The 23,134-nt window shown below is 73.5% G+C and carries 23 protein-coding genes and 2 tRNA genes; 6 read left to right on the forward strand and 19 right to left on the reverse strand.

Translation table 11 applies throughout. From position 1 onward, the window contains the following. Nucleotides 1-85: 85 nt before the first annotated feature. The 6 genes from ACQPYN_RS28625 to ACQPYN_RS28650 form a co-directional block, all read right to left on the reverse strand. Nucleotides 86-505 (reverse strand): MaoC family dehydratase, encoded by a 420-nt coding sequence (locus ACQPYN_RS28625; protein WP_433030154.1) that lies wholly within the window; start codon nucleotides 503-505, stop codon nucleotides 86-88. Continuing rightward, on the reverse strand, nucleotides 502-960 hold the full coding sequence (locus tag ACQPYN_RS28630; RefSeq protein WP_433030156.1) for an FAS1-like dehydratase domain-containing protein: 459 nt from the start codon (nucleotides 958-960) through the stop codon (nucleotides 502-504). Before ACQPYN_RS28630 ends, ACQPYN_RS28625 begins: the two co-directional genes overlap by 4 nt. Before the next feature lie 13 nt (nucleotides 961-973). Further along, entirely contained in the window at nucleotides 974-1,138 is a 165-nt protein-coding gene (gene rpmG / locus ACQPYN_RS28635) for a 50S ribosomal protein L33 (RefSeq protein ID WP_274190796.1), read from the reverse strand. A 57-nt stretch (nucleotides 1,139-1,195) separates the two neighbouring features. Continuing rightward, nucleotides 1,196-1,268 (reverse strand) — tRNA-Met (locus ACQPYN_RS28640). 62 nt (nucleotides 1,269-1,330) lie between these two features. Further along, nucleotides 1,331-1,403: transfer RNA gene (locus ACQPYN_RS28645), tRNA-Thr, on the reverse strand. 37 nt (nucleotides 1,404-1,440) lie between these two features. Further along, nucleotides 1,441-2,952, reverse strand: coding sequence for a putative bifunctional diguanylate cyclase/phosphodiesterase (locus ACQPYN_RS28650; RefSeq protein WP_433030158.1), 1,512 nt, complete (start codon nucleotides 2,950-2,952; stop codon nucleotides 1,441-1,443). A gap of 345 nt (nucleotides 2,953-3,297) precedes the next feature. Between ACQPYN_RS28650 and ACQPYN_RS28655 the strand changes: the two genes are divergently transcribed. Continuing rightward, nucleotides 3,298-4,626: a competence/damage-inducible protein A gene (locus ACQPYN_RS28655; protein ID WP_433030160.1), complete on the forward strand. Its 1,329-nt coding sequence runs from the start codon at nucleotides 3,298-3,300 to the stop codon at nucleotides 4,624-4,626. A gap of 26 nt (nucleotides 4,627-4,652) precedes the next feature. On the opposite strand, the gene ACQPYN_RS28660 is transcribed toward ACQPYN_RS28655, so the two are convergent. The 9 genes from ACQPYN_RS28660 to ACQPYN_RS28700 form a co-directional block, all read right to left on the reverse strand. Then, a complete protein-coding gene (locus ACQPYN_RS28660; protein ID WP_433030162.1) occupies nucleotides 4,653-5,462 on the reverse strand; it encodes an alpha/beta hydrolase in 810 nt (269 codons plus the stop codon). Further along, a complete protein-coding gene (locus tag ACQPYN_RS28665) occupies nucleotides 5,459-6,280 on the reverse strand; it encodes an alpha/beta fold hydrolase (protein WP_433030164.1) in 822 nt (273 codons plus the stop codon). The genes ACQPYN_RS28660 and ACQPYN_RS28665 overlap by 4 nt, the downstream gene beginning before the upstream one ends. Then, on the reverse strand, nucleotides 6,277-7,644 hold the full coding sequence (locus tag ACQPYN_RS28670; protein ID WP_433030166.1) for a wax ester/triacylglycerol synthase domain-containing protein: 1,368 nt from the start codon (nucleotides 7,642-7,644) through the stop codon (nucleotides 6,277-6,279). Before ACQPYN_RS28670 ends, ACQPYN_RS28665 begins: the two co-directional genes overlap by 4 nt. 74 nt (nucleotides 7,645-7,718) lie before the next feature. Next, on the reverse strand, nucleotides 7,719-8,264 hold the full coding sequence (locus ACQPYN_RS28675) for a lysophospholipid acyltransferase family protein (protein ID WP_433030168.1): 546 nt from the start codon (nucleotides 8,262-8,264) through the stop codon (nucleotides 7,719-7,721). Next, the gene (locus tag ACQPYN_RS28680) at nucleotides 8,177-9,124 is read right to left on the reverse strand and encodes an HAD family hydrolase (protein ID WP_433030170.1); all 948 of its coding nucleotides are present in this window, start codon (nucleotides 9,122-9,124) and stop codon (nucleotides 8,177-8,179) included. Before ACQPYN_RS28680 ends, ACQPYN_RS28675 begins: the two co-directional genes overlap by 88 nt. Continuing rightward, nucleotides 9,105-11,369: a glycerol-3-phosphate 1-O-acyltransferase gene (locus ACQPYN_RS28685; protein ID WP_433030172.1), complete on the reverse strand. Its 2,265-nt coding sequence runs from the start codon at nucleotides 11,367-11,369 to the stop codon at nucleotides 9,105-9,107. The genes ACQPYN_RS28680 and ACQPYN_RS28685 overlap by 20 nt, the downstream gene beginning before the upstream one ends. Before the next feature lie 46 nt (nucleotides 11,370-11,415). Beyond that, nucleotides 11,416-12,699: a cytochrome P450 gene (locus ACQPYN_RS28690; protein WP_433030174.1), complete on the reverse strand. Its 1,284-nt coding sequence runs from the start codon at nucleotides 12,697-12,699 to the stop codon at nucleotides 11,416-11,418. Continuing rightward, entirely contained in the window at nucleotides 12,696-13,979 is a 1,284-nt protein-coding gene (locus ACQPYN_RS28695) for an NAD(P)/FAD-dependent oxidoreductase (RefSeq protein ID WP_433030176.1), read from the reverse strand. Before ACQPYN_RS28695 ends, ACQPYN_RS28690 begins: the two co-directional genes overlap by 4 nt. A gap of 3 nt (nucleotides 13,980-13,982) precedes the next feature. Further along, a complete protein-coding gene (locus tag ACQPYN_RS28700) occupies nucleotides 13,983-14,174 on the reverse strand; it encodes a ferredoxin (RefSeq protein ID WP_433030178.1) in 192 nt (63 codons plus the stop codon). A gap of 225 nt (nucleotides 14,175-14,399) precedes the next feature. Between ACQPYN_RS28700 and ACQPYN_RS28705 the strand changes: the two genes are divergently transcribed. Then, a complete protein-coding gene (locus ACQPYN_RS28705) occupies nucleotides 14,400-15,248 on the forward strand; it encodes a crotonase/enoyl-CoA hydratase family protein (protein ID WP_433030181.1) in 849 nt (282 codons plus the stop codon). Between the two features lie 61 nt (nucleotides 15,249-15,309). Here ACQPYN_RS28705 and ACQPYN_RS28710 read toward each other — a convergent pair whose 3' ends face one another. Further along, a complete protein-coding gene (locus tag ACQPYN_RS28710; RefSeq protein WP_433030183.1) occupies nucleotides 15,310-15,912 on the reverse strand; it encodes a TetR/AcrR family transcriptional regulator in 603 nt (200 codons plus the stop codon). A 109-nt stretch (nucleotides 15,913-16,021) separates the two neighbouring features. On the opposite strand from ACQPYN_RS28710, the gene ACQPYN_RS28715 reads away from it, so the two are divergent. Next, the gene (locus tag ACQPYN_RS28715; protein ID WP_433030185.1) at nucleotides 16,022-17,572 is read left to right on the forward strand and encodes an acyl-CoA synthetase; all 1,551 of its coding nucleotides are present in this window, start codon (nucleotides 16,022-16,024) and stop codon (nucleotides 17,570-17,572) included. Nucleotides 17,573-17,579: 7 nt separating this feature from the next. On the opposite strand, the gene ACQPYN_RS28720 is transcribed toward ACQPYN_RS28715, so the two are convergent. After that, a complete protein-coding gene (locus ACQPYN_RS28720) occupies nucleotides 17,580-17,744 on the reverse strand; it encodes a hypothetical protein (protein WP_433030187.1) in 165 nt (54 codons plus the stop codon). Nucleotides 17,745-17,912: 168 nt separating this feature from the next. Here ACQPYN_RS28720 and ACQPYN_RS28725 point away from each other — a divergent pair, with 168 nt between their 5' ends. Then, entirely contained in the window at nucleotides 17,913-18,752 is an 840-nt protein-coding gene (locus ACQPYN_RS28725; RefSeq protein WP_433030189.1) for an alpha/beta fold hydrolase, read from the forward strand. 137 nt (nucleotides 18,753-18,889) lie between these two features. Here ACQPYN_RS28725 and ACQPYN_RS28730 read toward each other — a convergent pair whose 3' ends face one another. Further along, nucleotides 18,890-19,258 carry a hypothetical protein gene (locus ACQPYN_RS28730; RefSeq protein ID WP_433030191.1) on the reverse strand — a complete coding sequence of 123 codons (369 nt, stop codon included), beginning with the start codon at nucleotides 19,256-19,258 and terminating at the stop codon, nucleotides 18,890-18,892. A gap of 146 nt (nucleotides 19,259-19,404) precedes the next feature. Here ACQPYN_RS28730 and ACQPYN_RS28735 point away from each other — a divergent pair, with 146 nt between their 5' ends. Further along, nucleotides 19,405-19,998, forward strand: coding sequence for a CGNR zinc finger domain-containing protein (locus tag ACQPYN_RS28735; RefSeq protein WP_433030193.1), 594 nt, complete (start codon nucleotides 19,405-19,407; stop codon nucleotides 19,996-19,998). Between the two features lie 263 nt (nucleotides 19,999-20,261). Here ACQPYN_RS28735 and ACQPYN_RS28740 read toward each other — a convergent pair whose 3' ends face one another. Next, nucleotides 20,262-21,746, reverse strand: a complete 1,485-nt coding sequence (locus tag ACQPYN_RS28740) for an AMP-binding protein (protein WP_433030195.1) — start codon at nucleotides 21,744-21,746, stop codon at nucleotides 20,262-20,264. A 245-nt stretch (nucleotides 21,747-21,991) separates the two neighbouring features. Here ACQPYN_RS28740 and ACQPYN_RS28745 point away from each other — a divergent pair, with 245 nt between their 5' ends. Continuing rightward, on the forward strand, nucleotides 21,992-23,134 hold the full coding sequence (locus ACQPYN_RS28745; protein ID WP_433030197.1) for an acyl-CoA dehydrogenase family protein: 1,143 nt from the start codon (nucleotides 21,992-21,994) through the stop codon (nucleotides 23,132-23,134).

Genomic DNA, 23,134 nt, shown 5'->3' on the forward strand with positions numbered 1-23,134 from the left:
GATGATCGGCCCGCCGCGAACGGGGACTTTGCGCGCGTAGAAGCAGCGAGATACCCGTTCGCTGCGGGGGAGGCGCCGGCGCGGGTCAGGCCGGGCGGAGGATGGCGACGGCCTTGCCGAGGACGCCCTTGCCCTCGTGGGTGGCCGTCACGGTGACCGTGCGGCTGCCGTCGTCGGCGGTGTCGCCGGCCTTGCCGCCGAACTCGACGGTGGCGCCGGTGTCGTCGTCGGGGACGACCACCGGGCGGGTGAAGCGGGTCGAGAACGACACGACGGCGGCGGGGTCGTCGGCGAGGTCGGTGACGTAGCGCGCGGCGAGGGCCATCGTGAACATGCCGTGGGCGATGACGCCCGGCAGACCCACCTCGAGGGCGACGCGCTCGTTCCAGTGGATCGGGTTCTGGTCGCCGGACGCGGCGGCGTAGCGCACGAGGTCGGCACGGGTGATCGTCACCGTGCGCGCCGGGAGGGCGTCGCCGGACGACAGGTCGGACAGGGCGCTCACGCGTCACCACCGTCGGGCTCGGCGCGGCCGACGAGGGTGGCCCGGGTCGTCGCCACGGTCTCGCCGTCGGCGTCGGTGACGTCGCAGCGGAAGGTGATGACGTCGTTGCCCGCGAGCTCGCGGATCTCGTCGACCGACACGACGCTGCTCACGACGTCGCCGGCGTGGACCGGACGGCGCACCTCGAATCCTTGGTCGCGGTGGATGACACGCGTGAAGTCCAGGCCGAGGGCGGGGTCGTCGACGACGCGCCGGGTCGCGGGCCAGGTGAAGACCACCGGGAACGTCGTCGGGGCGACGACGTCGGGGTGGCCCGCGGCCCGGGCGGCGTCGCGGTCGTGGTGCACCGGGTCGTCGGCGCCGACGGCGACCGCGAACTCCCGGATCTTCTCCAGCGAGACCTCGTAGGTCTCCGCGGGCCACGAGCGGCCCACGAACGACTCGTCGAGCGGCACGAGGAGGGCTGCGTCAGCGGGTCTCGCGGTGACCGCGGTGCGTGCCGCAGTTCGGGCAGAACTTCTTGATCGTCAGACGATCGGGGTCGTTCCGCCGGTTCTTGCGGGTGATGTAGTTGCGGTTCTTGCACTCCTCGCAGGCCAGCGTGATCTTCGGTCGAACGTCGGTGGTGGCCATGGAGGTTCCTCTCGTCACGGTGTGGCAGCGGCCGCGGGCGAACCCGTGGCGCCTGGGTAGCGGTGGCCGGACTTGAACCGGCGACACAACGATTATGAGCCGTTTGCTCTACCGACTGAGCTACACCGCCGCGATGAGCACCCGTCTCATGACGAAGCCGGCGGAAGCCCGTCCGCCGGCCTGCTCACCGAGAGCCCCTTTACGGAATCGAACCGTAGACCTTCTCCTTACCATGGAGACGCTCTGCCGACTGAGCTAAAGGGGCCTGCCCCGGAGGGCACGACACAGCTTACCCCCCGCGGTCACGCGATCAGAGTGCGGGGTCCCGGGGCCGCACCGGGCTCGTCGGGGTGCGCCTCGAGCGATTCCAGCCAGCTGTCGAAGCACCGCGCGGGCAGCGGACGGGACACCAGGTAGCCCTGCGCGACGTCGCAGCCCATCTCCGCGAGGGTGGCGCGCACGGCGGCCTGCTCGACGCCCTCGGCGACCACGGTGAGCCCCAGGGTGTGGCCCATCTCGACGATCGCGCGGACGACGGCGACGTCGCCGTACTCGGTGCCCATGCCCAGCACGAAGCTCTTGTCGATCTTGACCTGGTCGACGGGGAGCCGGCGCAGGTGGGCCAGCGACGACTGCCCGGTGCCGAAGTCGTCGACGGCGAGGTGGCAGCCCAGCGCGTGCAGACGGCGCATCACTGGGAGCGCGATCTCACGCTCCGAGGAGACCCCGGACTCGGTGAGCTCGAGGGTGAGCAGCTCGGCCGGGACACGGTGGGCCGCGAGCAGCGTGGCGACCTCCTCGGGGAAGCCCGGCGAGCCGAGGTTGCCGACCGAGACGTTCACCGCCACGGACAGCCGCATCCCGCGGTCGAGCCACCGGCGGGCCGCGGCGAGGGACTCGTCGAGCACGAACGTCGTGAGCTCGGCGATCTGGCCGGTGGCCTCGAGGACGGGGACGAACTCGTCGGGCAGCAGCAGGCCCAGCTCCGGGTGGTCCCAGCGCGCGAGCGCCTCGACCCCGACGACCGTCCGCTCGCCGAGCGAGACGACGGGCTGGAAGTCCACCCGCACGTCCCGGCGCTCGACGGCCGCGGAGAAGCCGCGGATGAGACGCAGGCGACGGGCCGCCCGCTCCCCCATGCTCGGCTCGTAGCAGCGCACCGCCTCGACCCCGTCGCGGGTGGCGGCGAGCGCGACGTCCGCGCGGCGCAGCAGGGCCGCGGTGCGCTCGGGGCCCGCCGGGACGTCCGCGAGCCACGGGCCGTCCGCGGCGATGCCGACCACCACCGGAGGCTCGAACCGCACGCCCTCGACGACGTAGGGCGCGAGGAGGCGCTCGCGCAGCTCCTCGCCCGCCCGGTGTGCGTCGTGGCCGTCGACGCCCGGGATGTGGACCGCGAACGTGTCACCCTCGAGGCGGGCGGCGACGGGCTCCCGTCCCGCCAGGCTGAGCAGCCGCACGTCGACGAGACGCTCGGTGGCGAGGCGGACGAAGACCTCGCCGCGGGCGTGCCCGAGGGTGTCGTTGACCTGGTCGAGCAGGCTGAGGTCGACCACCGCGACCGCGCCCCCCGTGACCGCGTGCAGGAAGCCCTCGCGGTTGAGCAGTCCGGTCAGCGGGTCGTGGTGGGCGTCGCGACGGAGGCGCTCGGCGAGCGCGGCGGCCTCGACGTCGTGGCGGTGGCGCCGGACCCGCTGGACCAGCAGGCCGACGACGGCGGCGGCGAGCATGAGGAGGAGCAGACCGGCGACGGTCAGGACCCCGAGCGGCGGAGCCGGCGAGGCGACGGCCGACGCGACACGAGCCGGGGTCACGTCACCACACCCTTTCCGGTCGCGCCGCGAGGACGAGCCGCCTGCGGCGGAGGGACGCCGAGCCGCCGGCGGCGGAGGGTCGCCGGGGTAGCGCACCACATCGTCGTCTCGTTCACCCTACGCAACAAATCGTGGCCAACCGACGGACGGGGGATTCACTCCTCCGGCCCATCATGCACCGCATGTGACCCTCAACGATGACCGACCGACACAGGTGCGCCCGCACGTCCGACACGTCCGTGTCGGCGAGATCCGGGCGGCGGCGGTCCACCCGGCTTCGCTGCGCCCCCGGCCGCCGGCTCTGGTGGGATGACCGGGGGACGACCGATCGGACAGGGGTGCGGCGTGACCGACGACGGGCAAGGGGCGCGCACGGGCGTGCGGGCCGGGATCGTGGCGACGGGCAGCGAGCTGCTGACCGGGCGGATCACCGATCGCAACGGCCCCTGGGTGGCCGAGCGACTCGGCGAGCTCGGGGTCGAGGTGTCCCACCTGCTGCTCGTCGGCGACCGCGCCGAGGACATGGCCGCCGCGCTGCGCTTCCTCGCCGGCGACGGCGTCGACCTCGTCGTGACGACCGGGGGCCTCGGGCCGACCGCCGACGACCTCACCGGCGAGGTGGTCGCCGCCGAGACGGGCCGACCGCTCGAGCTGGACGAGCACATGGAGAAGGTGGTCGGCGACATCATCGCGAAGTTCGCCGACCGGCTCCGCTGGGACGCCGACGCCCTCGCCGCCGCCAACCGCAAGCAGGCGATGGTGCCGCGCGGGGCGACCCCGATCCGCCCGGCCGGCACCGCGCCGGGACTCGCCGTCCCGCCCGACGCCGAGCGCGGCGGGCCGACGGTCCTGGTGCTGCCGGGTCCGCCGCGCGAGGTCCACGCGATGTGGGACGACGCGCTGGCGACGGAGCCGGTCAGCAAGGTCCTCGCCCGCACCGAGCCCTACGCCGAGACCCACCTGCGGCTCTTCGGGGTGCCCGAGTCCGAGATCGCCGCGACCCTGCGCGACGTCGGCGAGCAGACCGACCTCGAGCCGCTGGAGATCACCACCTGCCTGCGCGACTTCACGCTCGAGGTCGACCTGCGCCACGCCCCCGGCTCCACCGCGGGGGCGACGGCCCGCGACGCGGTGATCGCCGAGATCGACCGTCGGCACGGGCGCAACGTCTTCTCCCGGACCGGGCAGAGCATCGACGAGCTGCTGTTCGACCTGCTCGACGGGCAGGTCGTGGCCACCGCCGAGTCGTGCACCGGCGGCCTGCTCGCGGGGCGTCTCACCGCGCCGGCGGGGGCGTCGGGGCACGTCGCGGGCGGCGTCGTGTCGTACTCGAACGACGCGAAGGCCGACCTTCTCGGCGTGCCCCGCGAGCTGATCGAGACCCACGGCGCGGTGTCACCGCAGGTCGCCGAGGCCATGGCCGACGGCGCGCTGGCCCGTTTCGGCGCGACGGTGTCCGTCGCGATCACGGGCGTGGCCGGCCCCGGTGGCGGCACCGAGGCCAAGCCCGTCGGCTACGTCTGCTTCTGCGTGCGCACCGCGGACGGCCGGACCCTCGCGCGCGACCCCGTGCTGCCCGGCGAGCGCGGGGACATCCGCGAGCGGTCCGTCGTGCTCGCCATGCACCTGATCCGCCGCGTGCTCACCGGTGACAGGGAGCCGGCGCCGGTCTAGTCCGTCGTGATCGACGCCGCTGACACTCACGCCACGCGATCGACGAACGCCGAGATGTCGTCGAGGAACTCGTCACGGTTGGTCTCGTTGAGGACCTCGTGCCGGGCGCCGGGCTCGATGCGGGTGGTGACGTCGCTGCCGGCGAGCTTCTCCATGACCGGCCGGGTGGAGTCCAGGGGGACGAGCTGGTCGTCCTCGCCGTGGATCCACAGCACGGGCAGCTCCGCGAAGCCGGGGCCGGCCGCGATCGCCTCGACCGCCGCGACGAACGCCTCGAGCGTCGGGCGCTTGAACGGCCCGTGCCACACCAGCTCGTCGGACTCGTAGTCCGCGCCGACCGCGGGGTCGCGGGAGAGCACCGCGGGGTCGATCGGGACGTCGGGGATCTCGTCGTACTCGAGCAGCCCGAAGATGCCCGGGCTGCCGCCGACGACGGGGCCGGTGAGCACCAGGCCCGCGAGGACGTCGGGGAACCGCTGGGCGTAGCGGGCGGCGATCAGGCCGCCCATCGAGTGCCCGAGCAGCACGATCGGCAGGTCGGGGTGCTCGTTGCGGGCGGTGCGGCGGACCTGGTCGAGGTCCTCGACGGTGTCCTCGACGTCGGCGACGAGCACCCGCTCGCCCTCGGAGCGGCCGTGCCCGAGGTGGTCGGGCGCGTAGACGACGGCCCCGTCGCCGGCGAGCCGGTCGAGCACGTGGGCGTAGCGCCCGGAGTGCTCGCCGTAACCGTGCGCGACCAGCACCACGCGGCGCGGCGCGCCCTCGGGGTCGCGACGGCGGACGACGACACGGCCGTGCGTGCCGCCGAGCTCCAGGTCGGTCTCGGTCCCGATCATGCTGAGGTCTCCTCGCGGACGCAGGGGTGGGCGGTGGTGACACCGAGGACGGTGCGCACCACCAGGTCGGGGTCGTCCCACATCGGCACGTGGCCGACACGGGGCAGGCGGACGAACTCGGCGCCGGGCAGGCGCTCCCGCAGCGTCTCGCCGTGACGCCGCCACGGGATGAGCCGGTCGCGCCCGCACCAGGCGACGCGCACCGGGCAGGGCAGCTCCTCGAACGACGCGAGCCCGCCGTGCTCGGCCGCGCCGTCGAGCAGCTCGTGCAGGATCACGCAGCCGCCGAGGTCGTCGATCAGGTCGGGCACGTCGGCGGTCGGCACGCGGTCGCCGCGCTCGAGCACCCGGCCGAGCAGCAGGCGCCGAGGCCGAGGCCGCGCCGCCATGACGCGGACCGCGGGCGAGCCGCCGAGCGCCGAGCCGAGGCGGAACGACCACACGAGCCGGCGCAGGTCGAGGCGCGTGCGCCAGCCTCCGGCCGGCGAGAGGGCGACCACCGTGCGGGCGCGCCCGCGGCGGGCGAGTTCCAGGGCCACCCAGCCGCCCAGGGAGTTGCCGACGAGGTGCGCGGTCGGCATGCCGGCGGCGTCCATCAGCAACTCGACGTCGTCGACGATCCCCGCGACCCCGACCGGCTCGCCCTCGGGCCACGGCGCCCCGCCGCGGTGCCCGATCATCGTCGGCACGAGGACGTCGTGGTGCTCCTCGAGGCCGGCGAGCACCGGGCGCCACGCCCGCCACGACATGCTCGCGCCGTGCAGCAGCACCAGCGGCTCGCCGCGCCCGCCCCGGTACGGGCCCTCGGGCGCGCTCACGGGCGTCCCAGGGCGAGCACCTCGTCGAACCCGTCGGCGAGGTCCTGCTCGAAGCCGGCCAGGTCGGTGATCGACGCAGCGTCGAGGTTGGCGGCCACGCAGCACGTCGGCCCGTGCGTGAGCATCGCGATCATCGCCGCGCAGCCGGGCAGGGGCGCGAACGGGTAGCTGCGCACGATCCGCGCGCCGGCCAGGTAGATGTCGCCCTGCAGGCCCGGGATGTTGCTGGCCTGCAGGTCGTTGGCCCCGGTCGCCGCGCCCGCGCCGAGGCCGGTGATGACCGAGCCGGGCAGCCGCGCGAGCCACGGCGTGACGACCTCGACGCTCTCCAGCGCCGGCTCGGCGAGCGCGGCCTTCATGCGGCGCCGGACCTCGACGATCCGTGCGGCCGGGTCGACGATGCCGACCGGGGCCGAGAGCCGGGCGGGCGCGAAGTGGTTGCCACCGGCCTCGTGCTCCTCGCGGCGCACCGACACCGGCAGCGTCACCGGCATCAGCCGCTCCGGGGGCAGCGGGTCGCCCTGGCGGGCCGAGTAGCGGCGGAACGCCCCGAGCAGCGACGCGAGGTAGGAGTCGTTGATCGAGCCGCCGGCCGCCTTGCCCGCCGCACGTAGGTCGGCGAACGGCACGTCGAGGGTGCGGAACCGCCAGGACGGGCTGCGGTGCGCGAGCACCGGCAGCGGCGGGGCCGGCGGCGGCGAGAGCACCCGGCGCGCCGAGACGACGTAGCCGAGGGCGTCCCGCACGGCACGGTCGGGACGGACCAGCGATGCCGCCATCCCGAGCACCCCGCGCGCGGCCCCGCCGACCAGACCGAGGTCGCTGCGAACCTGGCGCGCGAGCTCCTGGGACAGGGTCGGGGCCTCGCCCGTCGGGGCGGGCGGCTGGGGCTTGTCGGTCGTGGGCTCCCGGGTGCGCGAGTGCAGCCCGGCCAGGAGCTGCGCGAGGCCCATGCCGTCGGAGAGGACGTGGCTGAGCTTGAACAGCAGCGCGGCCCCGCCGTCGGGCAGACCGCCGACGAGCGTGGCCTCCCACAGCGGGCGCGACGGGTCGAGCGGGGTCATGGCGGCCTGCTCGGCGAAGGTGAAGAGGCCGTCGGTGCCCGCGCCCTCGGGCAGCCGCAGGCGGCGCAGGTGGTAGTGCAGGTCGAAGTCGTGGTCGAGTGCCCAGTGCGGGGTCCCGGCGCCGAGGAACGGCGTGACGATGCGTTCGCGGAACCGGGGGACCACGCGGGAGGCCCACTCGGTGGCGGCCACGAACCGGTCCCAGTCGGGCTCGCGGTCGAGGGTCTCGACGATGACGACGGTCGAGCGCATCCGCGGGTCGACCTCGACGCGCCACATGAGCGCCTCGAAACCGGTCATCTCCTCCGACCGGGACCAGAGGAGGCTCCCGTCGGCACTGCGGGGCGGGGTGGGGTCGGTCTTTCCCGACGAGCTCACGGCGTGCCTTCCAGCGTCGCGACGAACCGTGCCCGCACGTCGGCGACGTGGTCGTTCATGGTCGCCACGCTCCACTGCGAGGTGTCGACCGGTGGCAGGACGTCGACGTGCACGGTGCCACCCCGCAGGGTCTGGTGCCCGCGCCACATCACCTCGCCGGCGTCGTGGATGACGATCGGCACCATCGGCACGCCCGCCTGCATCGCGATGTGGAAGGCGCCCTTCTTGAACGGCCCGAGCCGCGGGGTCGGCGAGCGGGTGCCCTCGGGCGCGATCGCCAGCGACCAGCCCTCGTCGCGCATCTTGCGCACCGCGGGCTCGAGGGCCTCCTTCGACTGCCGGGCGTTGCCGCGCTCGACGAAGGCGACGCCGGCCAGGCTGAACATCTGGCCCCACAGCGGGATGGAGGCGGCCTCCGCCTTGGCCACGCCGGTGAAGCCCCCGCGCAGCAGCTTCATGAGCAGGGCGACGTCGAGCTTGGACTGGTGGTTGAAGACGAAGACGCACGGCCGCGCCGACCACAGGTGCTCCGCACCCCGCACGTCGACGTCGATGCCGGCGAGCGCGAGACCGAGGTCGCCGGTGACCGACGAGGCCAGGTCGACCATGTGCCGCCGCGACCGGCGCGCGAGGCCGACCGCCGCGCCCGCGGACGCGCCGCCGAGCAGGGCGCCGTAGAACCCGGCCGTGCGCAGGACGTCGCCTGGCGTGGCGAGCGTGCCGCCCGCTCCGCGACGGTGAGCACCGGCCGGTCGCCGCACGTCGTCGCCCGCGGCGTCACCACCAGGGGCCGCTCGCCCGCGTCCAGCAGCGCCGACGAGGACGGGCCCGCGTAGACGAACGTCGGCTTCCGCCCGTCGAGGGCCGCGGCGAGCGCGGCGGCCTTCGCGCTCCCGTCGCCGTCGACCAGGACCGGCCCGGCGACCTCCCCGCTCAGCGTGCCGTCGCGGACGTCGACCTCCGTGGTGACCAGCTCGTCGGCGCCGAGGTCCTCGGCCAGGGGCGCGAGCACCGGGCGGGGCGCGTGCCCGGTGACCACCACGCGGTGCCCGGCCCGACGGTGCTCGGCCACGAGCGACCACATCTCCGGTCGCAGCGCCGCCCCGAGCTCGTCGCGGTGCAGCACCCGCGCCCGCTTCGCGACCGTGTCCTCGTCCTGTCCGGCCCAGCCCGCGACGAGACGGCGCACGGCGGCCTCGTCGTCGCCGGCCCCCGCGACCAGCGCGACGTCGGCGGGCAGCGCGCGCCAGGACGTCCGCCCGGATCGCAGGGCCTCGCCGGCGTGGGCGGCGACCGCGGAGGCGTCCAGCAGCGCGGTCTCGTCGACGACGGCGACGCTGCCCGAGGGCGCGGCCCGGACCGAGGCCCGCCGGTCGTCGAGCTCAGCGCTGGGCAGGGGCATCGAAGACCTCCGACCGGAGTGCGTGCTCGCGTTCCGCGACACGGCGCAGCTGGTCGCGGACGCCGGCGACCTCGTCGCGCCAGGCCGCCCGCGCCGCGGGTGTCGCGTCCGCCCCCAGCAGTGCCCGGTTCTCAGCCGCGCGCAACGCGGTGGAGAAGAGCTCGCGGGACACGACGTCGGCGCCGTGCAGGCGCTGCTGGCGCCACCACTGCTGCCCGAGGCCCGTGCAGGCGTCGAGGAAGGGACCGCGGTCCTCCAGGGCGCCGTCCTGCTCGGCGAGCACCGTGGCCACCACCCACTGCGACTCGACGAACGGCAGCAGCGTGCGGGGCGCGACGAGCAGCTCCGCGCGGCCCAGCATCTCCGCCGCACCGCCGGGCGAGCCGAGGACGTCCTTCCAGTCGGGGGCGAGGCGGTCGAGCTCGGCGAGCAGCTCGTCGCGGTACTCCCGCTTGCGGGAGAAGAAGAAGTCGAACTTCAGCAGGTCGCGCAGCTCGAGGGCCGTCCCCCAGCACGCCTCGAGGGCCTCGTCCTGCGGGAGGTCGGCGTCGACGATGGTCAGCAGCGCCATCTCGAGCACGGCCCGCGTGAGCAGGTGGTGCAGCACCCCGTTGCGGTAGAACGCGGCGACGTGGTGGCGATCGGGCCCGATCGACCACACGGCCTGCGGCCCCCCGTCGAAGCGCTCGGCGACGCCCACCGAGACGAGCCGCTCGAGGGTGTCCTCCAGCGCCTCGTCGGAGTCGAGGTCGCCGATCGCCGGCAGGCGCTCGAGCAGCCGGCGCACCGGCTCCACGACCGCGCGGACCTGCTCGAACGTCAGCGCCCGCCCGCCGGCGCCGAGCAGGGCGAAGGTGACCACCGACGTGGGCGTCACGGGCGTGGCCCGGTTGATGCCGACGGCGATCCGGAACGCGACCTTCTCGAGCTGCGAGCGCCCCTCGCCGGCCTCGTCGAGCGCCGCACGCAGCGCGAGCGGCTCGCCGACGCGGACCCGGGCCGAGCCGATGCGCCGCTGCTGGTCGCGCATGTAGCCGGCGAGCCAGCCCAGGCCCTCGGTCTTCTTGCCGGCCCCGCCCTGCTCCGCGGCCAGCGCGCCGACCTCGTGGAGCTGGTCGTAGTGCAGCGACACGGGCACCAGCAGCGGGTCACGGCCGGGCGAGTCCGGCTCGAGCTGGGACGCCGCGTCGACGAGGTAGCGCAGCAGCCCGTACTTGGGCGGGCGCAGCTTCCCGGTCCGGGTGCGGCCGCCCTCGATGTACCACTCGAGGTTGAAGCGCTTGTCCAGCAGATGGCCGAGGTACTCGCGCACCGCGAACTTGTAGATCGCGTCGTCGCCGAAGCTGCGGCGGATGAACACGATCCCGGCCCGGCGCCCGAGCGTGCCGAGCGGCCAGAACGCGAGGTTGTCGCCGCCGAGGACGTGGTTGCGCGGGAAGTCGTGCGCGTGCAGCACCTCGGCCAGCACGAGCGGGTCGGCGTAGCTGCGGTGCGAGGGCAGGAAGATCAGCGGTCGCCGGCGGCCCTGCTCGCGCAGACGCTCGAGGCTGGAGGTGTCGACGTCGACATCCCAGGCCTTGCGGTGCAGCGGGCTCATCACCGACCGGAAGGCCTCGATCGCCGGCGGGCTCTGCACCGCGGCCATCTCCTCGAGGCAGTCCGACGTCTTCGCCAGGACATCGTCGGGCGTCAGGCCGAGCTCGCCGGCCAGGTCGGCGGCGCGGCGGGCGACCGCCGTCGACGCGACGATCTGCTCGGCCATCAGCCGCGGCACCTTGTAGCGGTCGCCGGTGAGCCGTCGCTCGGCGCGGTCGCAGGCGAGAGTCGCGCGGCGGCGGACAAAGGCGACGAAGCCCGACCCGTCGGGCGTGCCCACCTCCTGGTCGCCCTCGCGCCGCAGGTCCGACAGCGTCGCCGCGTCCCCGGCGACGACCCGGGCGCGGTCGGCCGACCAGCCCCGCAGCCGGGCGCGCGCGTGGCGCACGCCCCGGCGCCGCGGGCTCAGCGAGAACAGGTCCGAGAGCGACGGCTCGTCCGAGGAGGCGCGCTCGTCGGGCGGCCACACGACGCGCACCGGCACGACGGTGGTGTCGGGCGCCGCGGCGTCGAGGGCGCCGGCGAGCTCGCGGGCGCCGTCCGGGACCACCTGGGCCCGCCCGTCCCCGTACGTCGACTCCGTCCACTGCCGCACCAGCTCGCGCTCGGTGCGCGAGCGCGCCCCCGAGAGCACCAGCGTCCGCACCACTCTGTGCTCCCCTGCATCTCCGCGTCCCTCGGAGGGGACGCGAGCGTCAGCCCCGGATCGAGCAGGGCATGGTCTTCACCGCGTGCACGAAGTTGCTGCGCAGGGTCTCGGGCTCGCCGACCGTCAGGTCCGGGACCCGGGTCAGGAGCTGCGAGAAGATCTGTCGCAACTGTGTGCGCGCGAGCATGTTGCCCATGCAGAAGTGTGGTCCGCCACCCCCGAAGCCGACGTGGGGGTTGGGGTCGCGGGAGAGATCGAACCGCAGCGGGTCGGTGAAGACCTCCGCGTCCCGGTTGCCCGACTCGTAGAACATGACGACCTTGTCGCCCTCGGCGATCGGGACGCCCCGCAGCTCGGTGTCCTGCGTCGCGGTGCGCCGGAACGTCACCACCGGGCTGGCGTGCCGGACGAACTCCTCCACCGCCGTCCTCGCCCGGCCCTCGGGGTCCTCGGCGAGCCATACGCGCTGGTCCGGGTGCTCGGTCAGCCGGCGCATGGAGTGGGCGATCGTGTTGCGCGTGGTGTCGTTGCCGGCCACCGAGAGCAGCACGAAGAAGGCGCCGATCTCGTTGTCGGTGAGGCTCTCGCCGTCCACCTCGGCCTGCACGAGGTTGGTCATCAGGTCGTCCTGCGGGGCCCGCCGCCGGGCCTCGGCGAGCTCGAGCGCCGGTCCGAGCAGGGCCATGAGCGCCTGGCCCGCCGCCTGCAGCGGGTCCTCGAGGCCCAGGTTCTGGAGCACGTCCGGGTCGTTCGTGGCGACGAGCAGGTCGGCCGCCTCCGCCAGCGACTCCTGGTACTCCTCGGGCGCGCCCATGAGGTCGTAGATCGTGCCCATCGGCAGCCGCTTCGCCACGAGCGCCACGAAGTCGCCGTCGCCGTGGTCGAGCAGCTCGTCGACGATCGACCGCGCGCGCTCCGCGATCCTGTCCTCGACGCGGCGGACCTGCTTCGGCGTGAACGCGGCGCTCACGATCTTGCGGAGCTTGGTGTGCCGCGGCGCGTCCATCGCGAGGAACGACTGGCTCGCCTCGAGGAGCTCCGCCGGCGCGTCCTGGAACTGCACGCCCTGCCCGGAGCAGAAGAGCTTCGGGTTCTTGCTGACGTGGCCGATGTCCTCGTGGCGCACGACGGCCCAGAATCCCGGGTCGTCCTCGCCGGGCATGAGCATGCCCTCCGGCGGGCGGTGCCAGGAGATCGGACGCTCGGTCCGGAGCTCGGCGAACGACGCGTCGCGCTCGGCCATCGGCCGGCCCCAGAAGTCCAGGGACGACAGATCGACCGGGTCGAGGTCCCGCCCGGGTGTCGTGGCGGTGCTCCTGGTGGTGGTCATGCGTTCGCCCCGTCCTGTGCCGTCTCCGCCGCCGCCTTCGCCTCGGCCGCCTTCGCCGCGGCCTGCTCGCGCCGCTCGGCGGCGAGGGCGAGCGCGGCGTCCCAGCCCTCGCGCTTGCCGATGAGGCGGCGGTACTTCATGACCTCGGCGCGCATGTCGACCGCGAGGGCGCCGACGATCCGGTCGTTCGCCCGGTAGAGCGCGGTGAACGGGCCGCCGTCGGCGTCGTCGCCCGCGACGACCTCGACGTGGTCGCCCGCCGCGACGCCGACGAACTGCACCCGGCTCGCGTACCAGTCCGACCAGAAGTACGGGACGGTCTCGTAGGCCTTGGCGTTCTCGGGGTCCACGGCGTTGCGCGCGGCGTAGCGCCCCTGCTCGGCGGCGGAGGTCCAGTGCTCCAGGCGCATCGGGCCGTCCAGGACGTCGTCGAACAGCGCGTTCGGCCAGCGGGCGACGTCTCCGGCGACGTAGACGCCCGGCGCGGCGGCGAGGCGGGCGTCGGCCACCACACCGTCGTCGACGGTGAGGCCCGAGCCCTCGAGCCAGCCGGTGGTCGGCTGCGCGCCGATGCCGACGACGAGCAGGTCGGTGTCCAGCTCGGTGCCGTCACCCAGGCGCACGGCCCGGACCCGGTCGCCGTCGTGGAGCACCTCGTCGACGGCCACCCCGGTGCGCACCTCGGTGCCGTGACGCTCGTGCAGGCGGGTCAGCGCGCGGCCCATCCGCTCGCCGATCGCGCGCACGAGCGGGGTGTCCATCGCCTCGAGGATCGTCACCTCGAGATCGAGGGAGCGGGCGACCGCGGCCACCTCGGAGCCGATGAAGCCCGCCCCGACGACGGTGACCTTCCGGTTGTCGTCCCGCAGGGCCCCGCGCAGCCCGATGGCGTCGTCGAGGGTGCGCACGACGTGGACGCCCGCGAGCCCCTCGGTGCCGGGCAGGGTGCGCGCGTGCGCCCCCGTCGCGATCACCAGGCCGTCGTAGGGGATCGCGCGGTCCCCGACGGTCACGGTGCGCGCCGAGGTGTCCAGCGCCGACGCCGGTGTCCCGAGCACGAGCTCGACGTCGAGGTCGTCGGCGAAGGTCGCGTGCTCCCGGTAGCGCGGGTCGGGGCACTCCTCGGCGGCGAGGTACTCCTTGGACAGCGGCGGCCGGTCGTAGGGCAGGTGCTCCTCGGCCCCGACCAGGGTCACCGTCCCGTCGAACCCGTCGCCGCGGACGGCCTCCACGGCGCGCAGGCCGGCGAGGGACGCCCCGACGACCACCAGGTGCGTCACCGCTCAGGACTCGAGCGAGAGCGCCTCGGTCGGGCACGCGGCGACGGCCTCGCGGACCTCGTCCTCCTGCCCGTCGGGCACCTCCTCGGCGTGCAGGATGAGCGAGCCGTCGTCGTCCACCTCGAACACGTCGGGCGCCAAGGACTCGCACATCCCCATGCCGGTGCACTTGTCGAAGTCGACTCTGATCTTCATTGGGGTGGCCCTCCCCCGGGTCGGCGTCCTCGGCGATGGAGCTCTCGGCGAGCCCGCACCCGGCGCACCATAACGTGCGTGATGCTACGGCGCGAGACCTGCGTCACCGACTGATCACTCCACGTCAGCACGGGGAGCGCGCCGACCTCGTGTCAGCCTGGGGGCCATGCTGGCGTTCAACGTCAGGAAAGCCCCCACCTGGACCCCGGCGAGAGGAACACGCCCGTGAGCACGCTCGACCTGGACGCGCCGGCCACCCCCACCGCGCTGTCGGTCACGCACGACGGCGGCGTCGCGACGGTGCGCCTCGAACGCCCCGAGACCGCGAACGCGCTCGACCGCACGCTGTGGCACGAGCTGCGCGACACCTTCACGGCGCTCGACGCCGACCCGGGCGTGCGGGTCGTCGTCCTCGCCGGCGCCGGGAAGCACTTCTGCGCGGGCATCGACCTCTCGATGCTCGGCGAGATCCAGGGCATGGCCCCCGACGGCGCCGACCCCGGCCGGGCGCGCGAGGCGCTGCGCCGGCTGATCCTCGACCTCCAGGACGTCCTGACGACCGTCGAGCGCTGCCGGGTCCCCGTCCTCGCCGCGATCCAGGGCGCCTGCGTCGGCGCCGGCCTCGACCTCGCCGTCGTCTGCGACCTGCGCTACGCCACGCCGCGCACGAAGTTCTCGCTCAAGGAGGTCGACATGGGCCTCGCCGCCGACGTCGGCGTCCTGCAGCGCCTGCCCCGCATCGTCGGCGAGGGCCGGGCGCGCGAGATGGCCTACACCTGCCGCGACGTCCGCGGCGCCGAGGCCGAGACGATGGGTCTGGTCAACGCGTGCGTCGAGGCCGACGACCCGGAGGCCCTCGTCGCCCACGTCCAGGAGATCGCCCGGGGTCTCGCCGCGAAGTCCCCGCTCGCGATGCGCGGCACCAAGCACGCGATCACCTACGCCCGCGACCACTCCGTGGCCGACGGCCTCGACCAGATCGCGACGTGGAACGCCTCGGCGTTGATCTCCGACGACCTCACCGAGGCCGTCACCGCCTTCAGCCAGGGCCGCGCGCCGCGCTACGCCGACTGAGGCACCTGCGGTGCCAGCCCTGCGTCCACGCTGGCACTGGAAGCCAGGAAATCCGCGTCGATCACCGGTCCTCGTGCGCCGCAGCCCGCCACGGCGCGACGGGGGTCGCGACGGGATCCCAGACGCCGTCGGCGTGCGCCCGCACGAGCAGCTCGAACTCGTCGAGCAGCGAGGACAGCTCGACCGGGGTGACGCCCGCGATCTGCTGGTGGCCCGCCAGCACCGCCACCCCGAGGGAGGCGAGCCGCTCGCGGAGCGCGTCGTCGGCGATCACCGACGCGAGCACGTCGCCGAGCGCGCGCACCCGGCCACGGTCGACCGCCCGCTGCGCGGCGTCGACGGTGGGGTCGACCGTCGCCCAGGCCCGGATCGCGGTCTCGGCCTCGTGGGGCACCGTCAGCGCCAGGTACTTCATCCGCGTGACGCGCTCGAGGGCGTCGTCGGAGGCGTTCACCAGCTCGACGAGGCGGGCGGTCTCCTCGCGCTCCCAGTGCTCGAGCAGCGCGGCGACGAAGCCCTCCCAGCTGCCGAAGTGGTGGTAGAAGGACCCGCTGGTGACCCCGAGCGCGGCGCACAGGCGCCCGATGCGCAGCCCGTTGCGGCCCTCGCGGGCGAGCAGGCGCAGGGCCTCCTCGAAGTAGGCCTGCGGGGTGGCGGTCGGCATGGCTCCCGGTCCCCCCGCCTCGACGCGACGCTCGGTTCCCCTCCGAGCACACCGTAATCTACTCTACGGCCCGCCGACCCCCGGTCTCGTGATCGCTGAGGAGACGTCGATGTATCCCGGCACCTTCGCCGCCACCCACCCCGATCGCCCTGCGGTGATCATGGCCGAGACCGGCGAGGGGCTGACCTACCGCGAGCTCGAGGACGGCTCGGTGCGCCTGGCGCGCACGCTGCTCGACCACGGGCTGCGGCGCGGTGACGTCGTCGCCCTGCTCAGCGACAACCACCCGCGGGTGTTCGAGGTCTACTGGGCCGCGCAGCGCGCCGGCCTGCTCGTCACCGCCGTCAACCACCACCTCTCTCCCGACGAGGCGGCCTACATCGTCGACGACTGCGGGGCCCGCGCCCTCGTGGTGTCGGCGGCGAAGGACGAGCTCGCGACGGCGATCGTCGACGCGACCCCGGGCGTGACGCTGCGCCTCGCCTTCGGCGGCACGGTCGCCGGGCACCGCGACTACGACGAGGTCGTCGGCCCGCAGAGTCCCGAGCCGCTCGCCGACCAGCCCCGCGGCGGCGACATGCTCTACAGCTCGGGCACCACCGGGCGCCCGAAGGGGATCAAGCCGAACCTCGTCGAGCGCCAGATCGACGAGCCCGGCGACCTCTACATCGCGGTGTTCAAGCCGATGTACGGCTTCGACGAGGACACCGTCTACCTCTCGCCGGCGCCGGTGTACCACGCGGCGCCGCTGCGCTTCGGGGCCACGATCCAGTCCACCGGCGGCACCGTCGTGATGATGCACCGCTTCGACCCGGAGCAGGCCCTCGCCGCCATCGAGCGCTACCGCGTCACCCACAGTCAGTGGGTGCCGACGATGTTCGTGCGGATGCTCAAGCTGCCCGACGAGACGAAGCAGCGCTACGACGTCTCCAGCCTGCGCGTGGCGATCCACGCCGCCGCGCCGTGTCCCGTCGAGGTCAAGCAGGCCATGCTCGACTGGTGGGGCCCGGTGCTCTACGAGTACTACAGCTCGTCCGAGGCCAACGGGATCACGTTCATCAACCCGCAGCAGTGGCTCGAGCGGCCCGGCTCGGTCGGGGTGGCGGGCCTGGGCACCATCCACGTCTGCGACGACGAGGGGCGCGAGCTCGCCCCGAACGAGGTCGGCACCGTCTACTTCGAGCGCGACCGCGTCCCCTTCGCCTACCACAACGACCCGGACAAGACCCGGGGCGCGCAGCACCCCGAGCACGAGACGTGGACGACCACCGGCGATCTGGGCTACGTCGACGACGCCGGCTTCCTCTTCCTCACCGACCGCAAGAGCTTCATGATCATCTCAGGCGGCGTGAACATCTACCCGCAGGAGATCGAGGACGTCCTGACGCTGCACGAGGCGGTCTACGACGTCGCGGTGATCGGTGTGCCGGACGACGAGATGGGCGAGTCGGTGTTCGCCGTCGTCCAGCCGGCGCCGGGCACCGAGCCCTCCGAGGCGCTCGCCGAGGAGCTCCTCGAGCACGTGCGCGGCCGCATCGCGCGCTACAAGACGCCTCGGCGCCTGGTGTTCACCGACGACCTGCCGCGCACGCCGACGGGCAAGCTCGTGAAGCACCGCCTGCGCGAGCGGTACGCGGCGGGCGAGTTCGCCGTGCTCTAGGAGAGCCCTAGAAGAGCGATCGGAAGAACGTCGCGATCGACGACAGCGCGTTGCCGATGATGGCCAGGATCGACTGGACGACGTCGGCGGCGCCGGTCGGGTTCGTGATCACGAAGAAGAGCACGACGGCCACGGCGACGATCCCCAGGAACCGCTTCAACCCGCTGGACATGCGTTCCCGATGCTCCCGTCGTGCCGGTCGCTCCGCACTCGAGGTGGGTGCGGTGCGGTGTGCACCGACCGTAACGCCATCGCTCCGCTGGGGTGGGCTCCTTCGACACAGTGGCGCGGGCGTGTCTCGGACGAGATCGACGCCGACGGCGCGGCACCATCCAGGGCCGTGGACTCCTACACGCGTGACGGCCTGCGCTTCGACGTCACCGAGCACGGCCCGCCCGACGGCACCCCGGTGCTGCTGCTCCACGGCTTCCCGCAGACCGCGGCGAGCTGGGAGCCCGTGGCCCGCCGTCTCGCCGACGCCGGCTACCGCGTGCTCGCCCCCGACCAGCGCGGGTACTCGCCGGGTGCCCGGCCCACGGGCCGCCGCGCCTACCGCGTCGAGGAGCTGGCCGCCGACGCCGTCGCCCTCGTGGATGCGGCCGGCGGCGGGCCGGTGCACGTCGTCGGGCACGACTGGGGAGCGATCGTGGCCTGGGCGCTCGCCGCGCTGCACCCCGAGCGGGTGCGCACCGTGACCGGGGTGTCCGTGCCCCACCCCGCCGCGTTCCTGCGGGCGATGCGCTCGAGCCGGCAGGTCGCGCTGTCCTGGTACACCTACCTCTTCCAGCTCCCCGGGCTGCCGGAGCGGTTCCTGAGCCGCCCGGGAGCCTTCGTCCGGGCGATGCAGCGGACCGGGCAGACCGCCGAGCGGGCCCGGCGGGACGAGGCCGCGCTCGCGTTCCGGGGCGGGCTCCGCGCGGCCGTGGCCGGGGGCGTCAATTGGTACCGCGCGACGCCGCTCTGGGAGCACCCCGGCCTGCCGATCCCCGTCGAGGCCCCGGCGCTGATGGTGTGGAGCGACGGCGACACCGCGGTCTCGAGGGCGGCCGTCGAGGGCAACGCCGCGTGGATGCGCGGGCCCTACCGCCTCGAGGTGTTCTCCGGCGTCAGCCACTGGATTCCGGACGAGGCCCCGGACCGGCTCGCGGATCTCGTGCTGGAGCACGTCGCGGACCGATGAAGTAGGGGGTTCCGGGAGCGCGGGGGGATGCGCTCCCGGAACCATGGTCGGCCGAGGGGGGCGCGGCCGACCGCTCCATGTTACGGCCGGCGTGCCGTTCTCAGGGGTGCGTTATGCCACCTTCAGTGAACGGTCCCTCAGCCGACGAGGTCGAGCCGGCCGTCCCCGCGGTGTCCGAGGGCGATGTCCAGGGGAAGTGTGGGGTCATCGCCAGGGAGGAAAGGGCGATCGGATCTCCCGTGTCGGAGCAGGGAGTTCCGGTGCGCCACGATCGCGGTCGCCAGCGCATGGGCGTGGGACTCGGCCTCGGGGGCGTCCTCACCCGAGACCCGTTCCACCGCGCGGCCGAGCACCTCTGCCAGGCGGGCGAGCTCGTCGAGCACATCCGCGGACCAGGTGAAGTGATCCGTACCGTCCGGTCGCAGCGTCCGCCCGTGGTCGTCGAGGTGCCGGAGCGCCTCGGTGGCCTGCCGGGCGAGCGCGACGCCTGTGTTCTCAACCGTCACGACGCTGCTGTACCCGGGTCCCGGCGGGACGACGCGCTCCCGAGCACACGAGGCATCCCGGTACGCCGGACGGTCGACCGACGGTCGCTCGACCTTCAGGGGTATAACCTCGCTACACCGATTACGGGACGCGGAGGCGGTGCAGGGTGCGGGTCGACCTCGACGACTACGTGAGCGGCGCGACCCTGGCGACGGAGCTGGTCAACACCGCCCCCGGGGTCTGGCACGGCGAGGACCAGCTCGACGGCGTCCCCGCGCTCGCCCGGTTCCTCGCCGAGCACGGCGTCGCCCCGGAGCACGCGCCGACGGTCGGCGACCTCGAGGCGGTGCGGGCGTTGCGGGCACCCGTGCGCGAGGCGATCGAGGCGGGCGAGCACCCGGACGGCGAGGCCGGCGTGGCGGCGCGGGCCGGGGCGCTGGTCGCCCGGGCCGGCGGGCCGCCGTCGCTCACCCGTGACGACGGCGGGCGCTGGCGATGGACGGTCGCCCCCCGGCCGGACGCCACGCTCACCGAGCGGCTCGCGCTCCTCACCGGGGTCGGCCTGCTGGGCGTGGTGCGGGTGCTCGACGCCGACCGCTTCCGCGATTGCGCGTCCCCCACCTGCTCGGGGGTCTTCGTCGACACCAGCCGTGCCGGCCGACGGCGCTACTGCATGCCGGACCTCTGCGGGAACCGCGCCCACGTGGCCGCGCACCGCGAGAGGCGCAGAGCGGTGGAGAAGGAGGGGGAAGAGAAGTAGAGGGCCGGTCTCGCTCCTGATCGGCTCCCCAGCGGACAGGAGCGAGACCGGCCTTCCGGAACGGTCACGCGGCGAATCCCCCGAAGAAATCGCCGTGACCCGTTGCACACGGAGTGTCCTGGTGGCTCCCGACGGAAACCGGCTCCGCACCGATAAATCGGTTCAGCGGACGCGATCAGCGACACGTGTTTCGCTGCACAGCCGGAGTGGGACGCGCAACGGACACCGGCTGCTCAGCCGATGTGCCGTCCCTCGGCGTTCTCTCAGTAGGGCTTGCGCAGGTCCTTCTTGAGGATCTTCCCGGACGCGTTGCGCGGCAGGGCGTCGATGACGTCGACCGAACGCGGCCGCTTGAAGCCGGCCATGCGCTCCTTGCACCACTCCAGCAGCGCGTCGCTGTCGATCGTCGCGCCCTCCCGGGGGACGACGACAGCCTTGACCGTCTCGCCCCACCGCTCGTCCGGGACGCCGATGACGGCGACGTCGGCGATGTCGAGGTGGCCGGAAAGGACGTTCTCGACCTCGATGGGATACACGTTCTCCGCCCCGGTGACGATCATGTCCTTGATCCGGTCGGTGAGGAACAGGAAGCCCTCGTCGTCGAGGTAGCCGGCGTCGCCGGTGTGGAACCAGCCGTCCGACAGCGCCTTCGCGGTCTCCTCCGGGCGCGCCCAGTAACCCGGCGTCACCTGCGATGAGCGGATCCAGACCTCGCCGACCTCGCCCGTGGGCAGGTCCTCGCCGGTGGCCGGGTCGACGGTCTTGAGCTCGACCCAGGGGTACGCCTTGCCCGCCGAGCGCATGAGGTGGGCGCGCGGGCCGTCCGGGTCGTGGTCCTCGGGGTCGAGCTGCGTGATCGCGCCGGTGGTCTCGGTCGAGCCGTAGACCTGGAACAGCGGCGCCTGGAAGGTGGTCAGGACGCGATTGAGCACCGCGCTCGTGATGGGCGAGGCCCCGTAGGCGATGGCGCGCAGCTTCGACCAGTCGCGGTCGGCGGCGCCGGGCACCCCGACGAGGAACTGCAGCACCGCGGGCACGAGGAAGGCGTTGGTGACGCCCTCGTCGGCCATCGTCGCGAGCAGCTGGTCGGGGACGATGTCGGCGACGAGGACGACGCGCGCCCCGAACGACATGCAGACCAGCGCGAAGCCCGAGCCGCCGATGTGGAACAGCGGCATCGCGACCAGGCCGACCGACTCGGTGTCGAAGCCCCAGTGGTCGCCGACCGAGAGCAGCGCCGCGAACTGGGTGTGGGTCAGCACGACGCCCTTGGGCAGGCCGGTGGTGCCCGAGGTGTAGAGCTGCAGGACGCAGTCGTCGTCCCGCGCGTCGTCGGGCGGGTCGAGCACCTCGTCGGACGCGGTCAGCCAGGCCTCGTAGTCGTCGTCGACGACGAGGACGCGGCGCACGGCGTCGATCGACCCCACCCGCTCGCGCAGGTCGGCGAAGTCGGGACCCAGCACCACGAGCGGCGCCGCCGAGTCCTCGATGATCGCGATCAGCTCGTCGTGGGTGAGCCGGTTGTTCAACGGCGCGGTGCCCGCCCGCACGCGGGGCGCGCCGAAGAGCAGGTCGAAGAACTCGGGGCGGTTCTTGCCCAGCCACACCACGCGCGCCCCGGCGCCGAGCCCGTCGGCCGCCATCGCGCGCGCCGCCAGGCCGGCGCGACGGTCCAGCTCGGCGTAGGTCGTGTTCTGACCGTCGAACGTCAGCGCCACCAGGTCGGTGGCACTCGTGTGCTGGCGCACGACATCGGTCAGGCGAAACGACACAGGGGACCTCCACGCGGAACCGGGGCGGGGGAACAGGACAGAGGGGACGGCGGTGACGCCGACCACAGGGTGGGCGCGACCGTAACCGGTCATACGGAAGCGCGGAAGAGTCAGGCTTGACTGTTACCGGGCGGTGCAGCCACGCTGAGGTCCACCAGCACGGACGCGGGCCCGCTGGACCCACAGGGGCGCCCGCACGTCCCCAGAGGAGGGGCCACCCGGTGGAGCGAACGATCTTCTCCGACGAGCACACCGACTTCCGGCAGATGGTCCGGGACTTTCTGGAGAAGGAGGCCGTCCCGCACCACCCGGAGTGGGAGAAGCAGGGCCACGTCAGCCGGGACATCTGGCTGGCCGCCGGGAAGACCGGCCTGCTCGCCATGGACATCCCCGAGTCCTACGGCGGCGGCGGGACGCCCGACCTGCGCTTCCAGTGGATCGTCACCGAGGAGGTCGCCCGCGCGGGCACGAGCGGGCTCGGCTTCACGCTGCACAACGACGTCATCGCGCCGTACCTGAACGAGCTGACGAACGACGAGCAGAAGCAACGCTGGCTGCCGCGCTTCTGCTCCGGCGAGATGATCACCGCCATCGCGATGACCGAGCCCGGCACCGGCTCGGACCTGCAGGGCATCCAGACCCGCGCCGTCCGCGAGGGCGACGAGTGGGTCATCAACGGCCAGAAGACGTTCATCACCAACGGCATCATGAGCGACCTGGTGATCGTCGTCTGCAAGACCGACCCGGACGCCGGCGCCCACGGCTTCAGCCTCATCGTCGTCGAGCGCGACACCCCGGGCTTCGAGCGTGGCCGCAACCTCGAGAAGATCGGCATGTCCGCCCAGGACACCGCGGAGCTGTCGTTCACCGACGTCCGCGTCCCCGCCGGGAACCTCCTCGGCGAGGAGGGCAAGGGCTTCATCTACCTGATGCAGAACCTGCCCCGCGAGCGGCTCTCGATCGCCGTCGGCTCCATCGCCGGTGCGGAGAAGGTGCTCGAGGAGACCATCAAGTACGTCAAGGAGCGCACCGCGTTCGGCAAGCCGCTCGCGAAGCTCCAGACGGTCCGGTTCTCCGTGGCCGAGATGGCCACCAAGCTCGCCGTCACGCGCACCTTCGTCGACCGCTGCATCACCGAGCTGAACGAGGGCAAGCTCGGGCCGGCGGACGCGTCGATGGCGAAGTACTGGGCCAGCGAGGCGGCCAAGGAGGTCATCGACGGATGTCTCCAGCTGCACGGTGGCTACGGCTACATGAAGGAGTACCCGGTCGCGAAGGCGTACCTCGACACCCGCGTCCAGACGATCTACGGCGGCACCTCGGAGATCATGAAAGAGATCATCGGGCGGGTGGTGCTCGGATGA

The organism is Actinomycetospora sp. CA-053990 (assembly GCF_050948445.1).
Taxonomy (GTDB): domain Bacteria; phylum Actinomycetota; class Actinomycetes; order Mycobacteriales; family Pseudonocardiaceae; genus Actinomycetospora; species Actinomycetospora callitridis.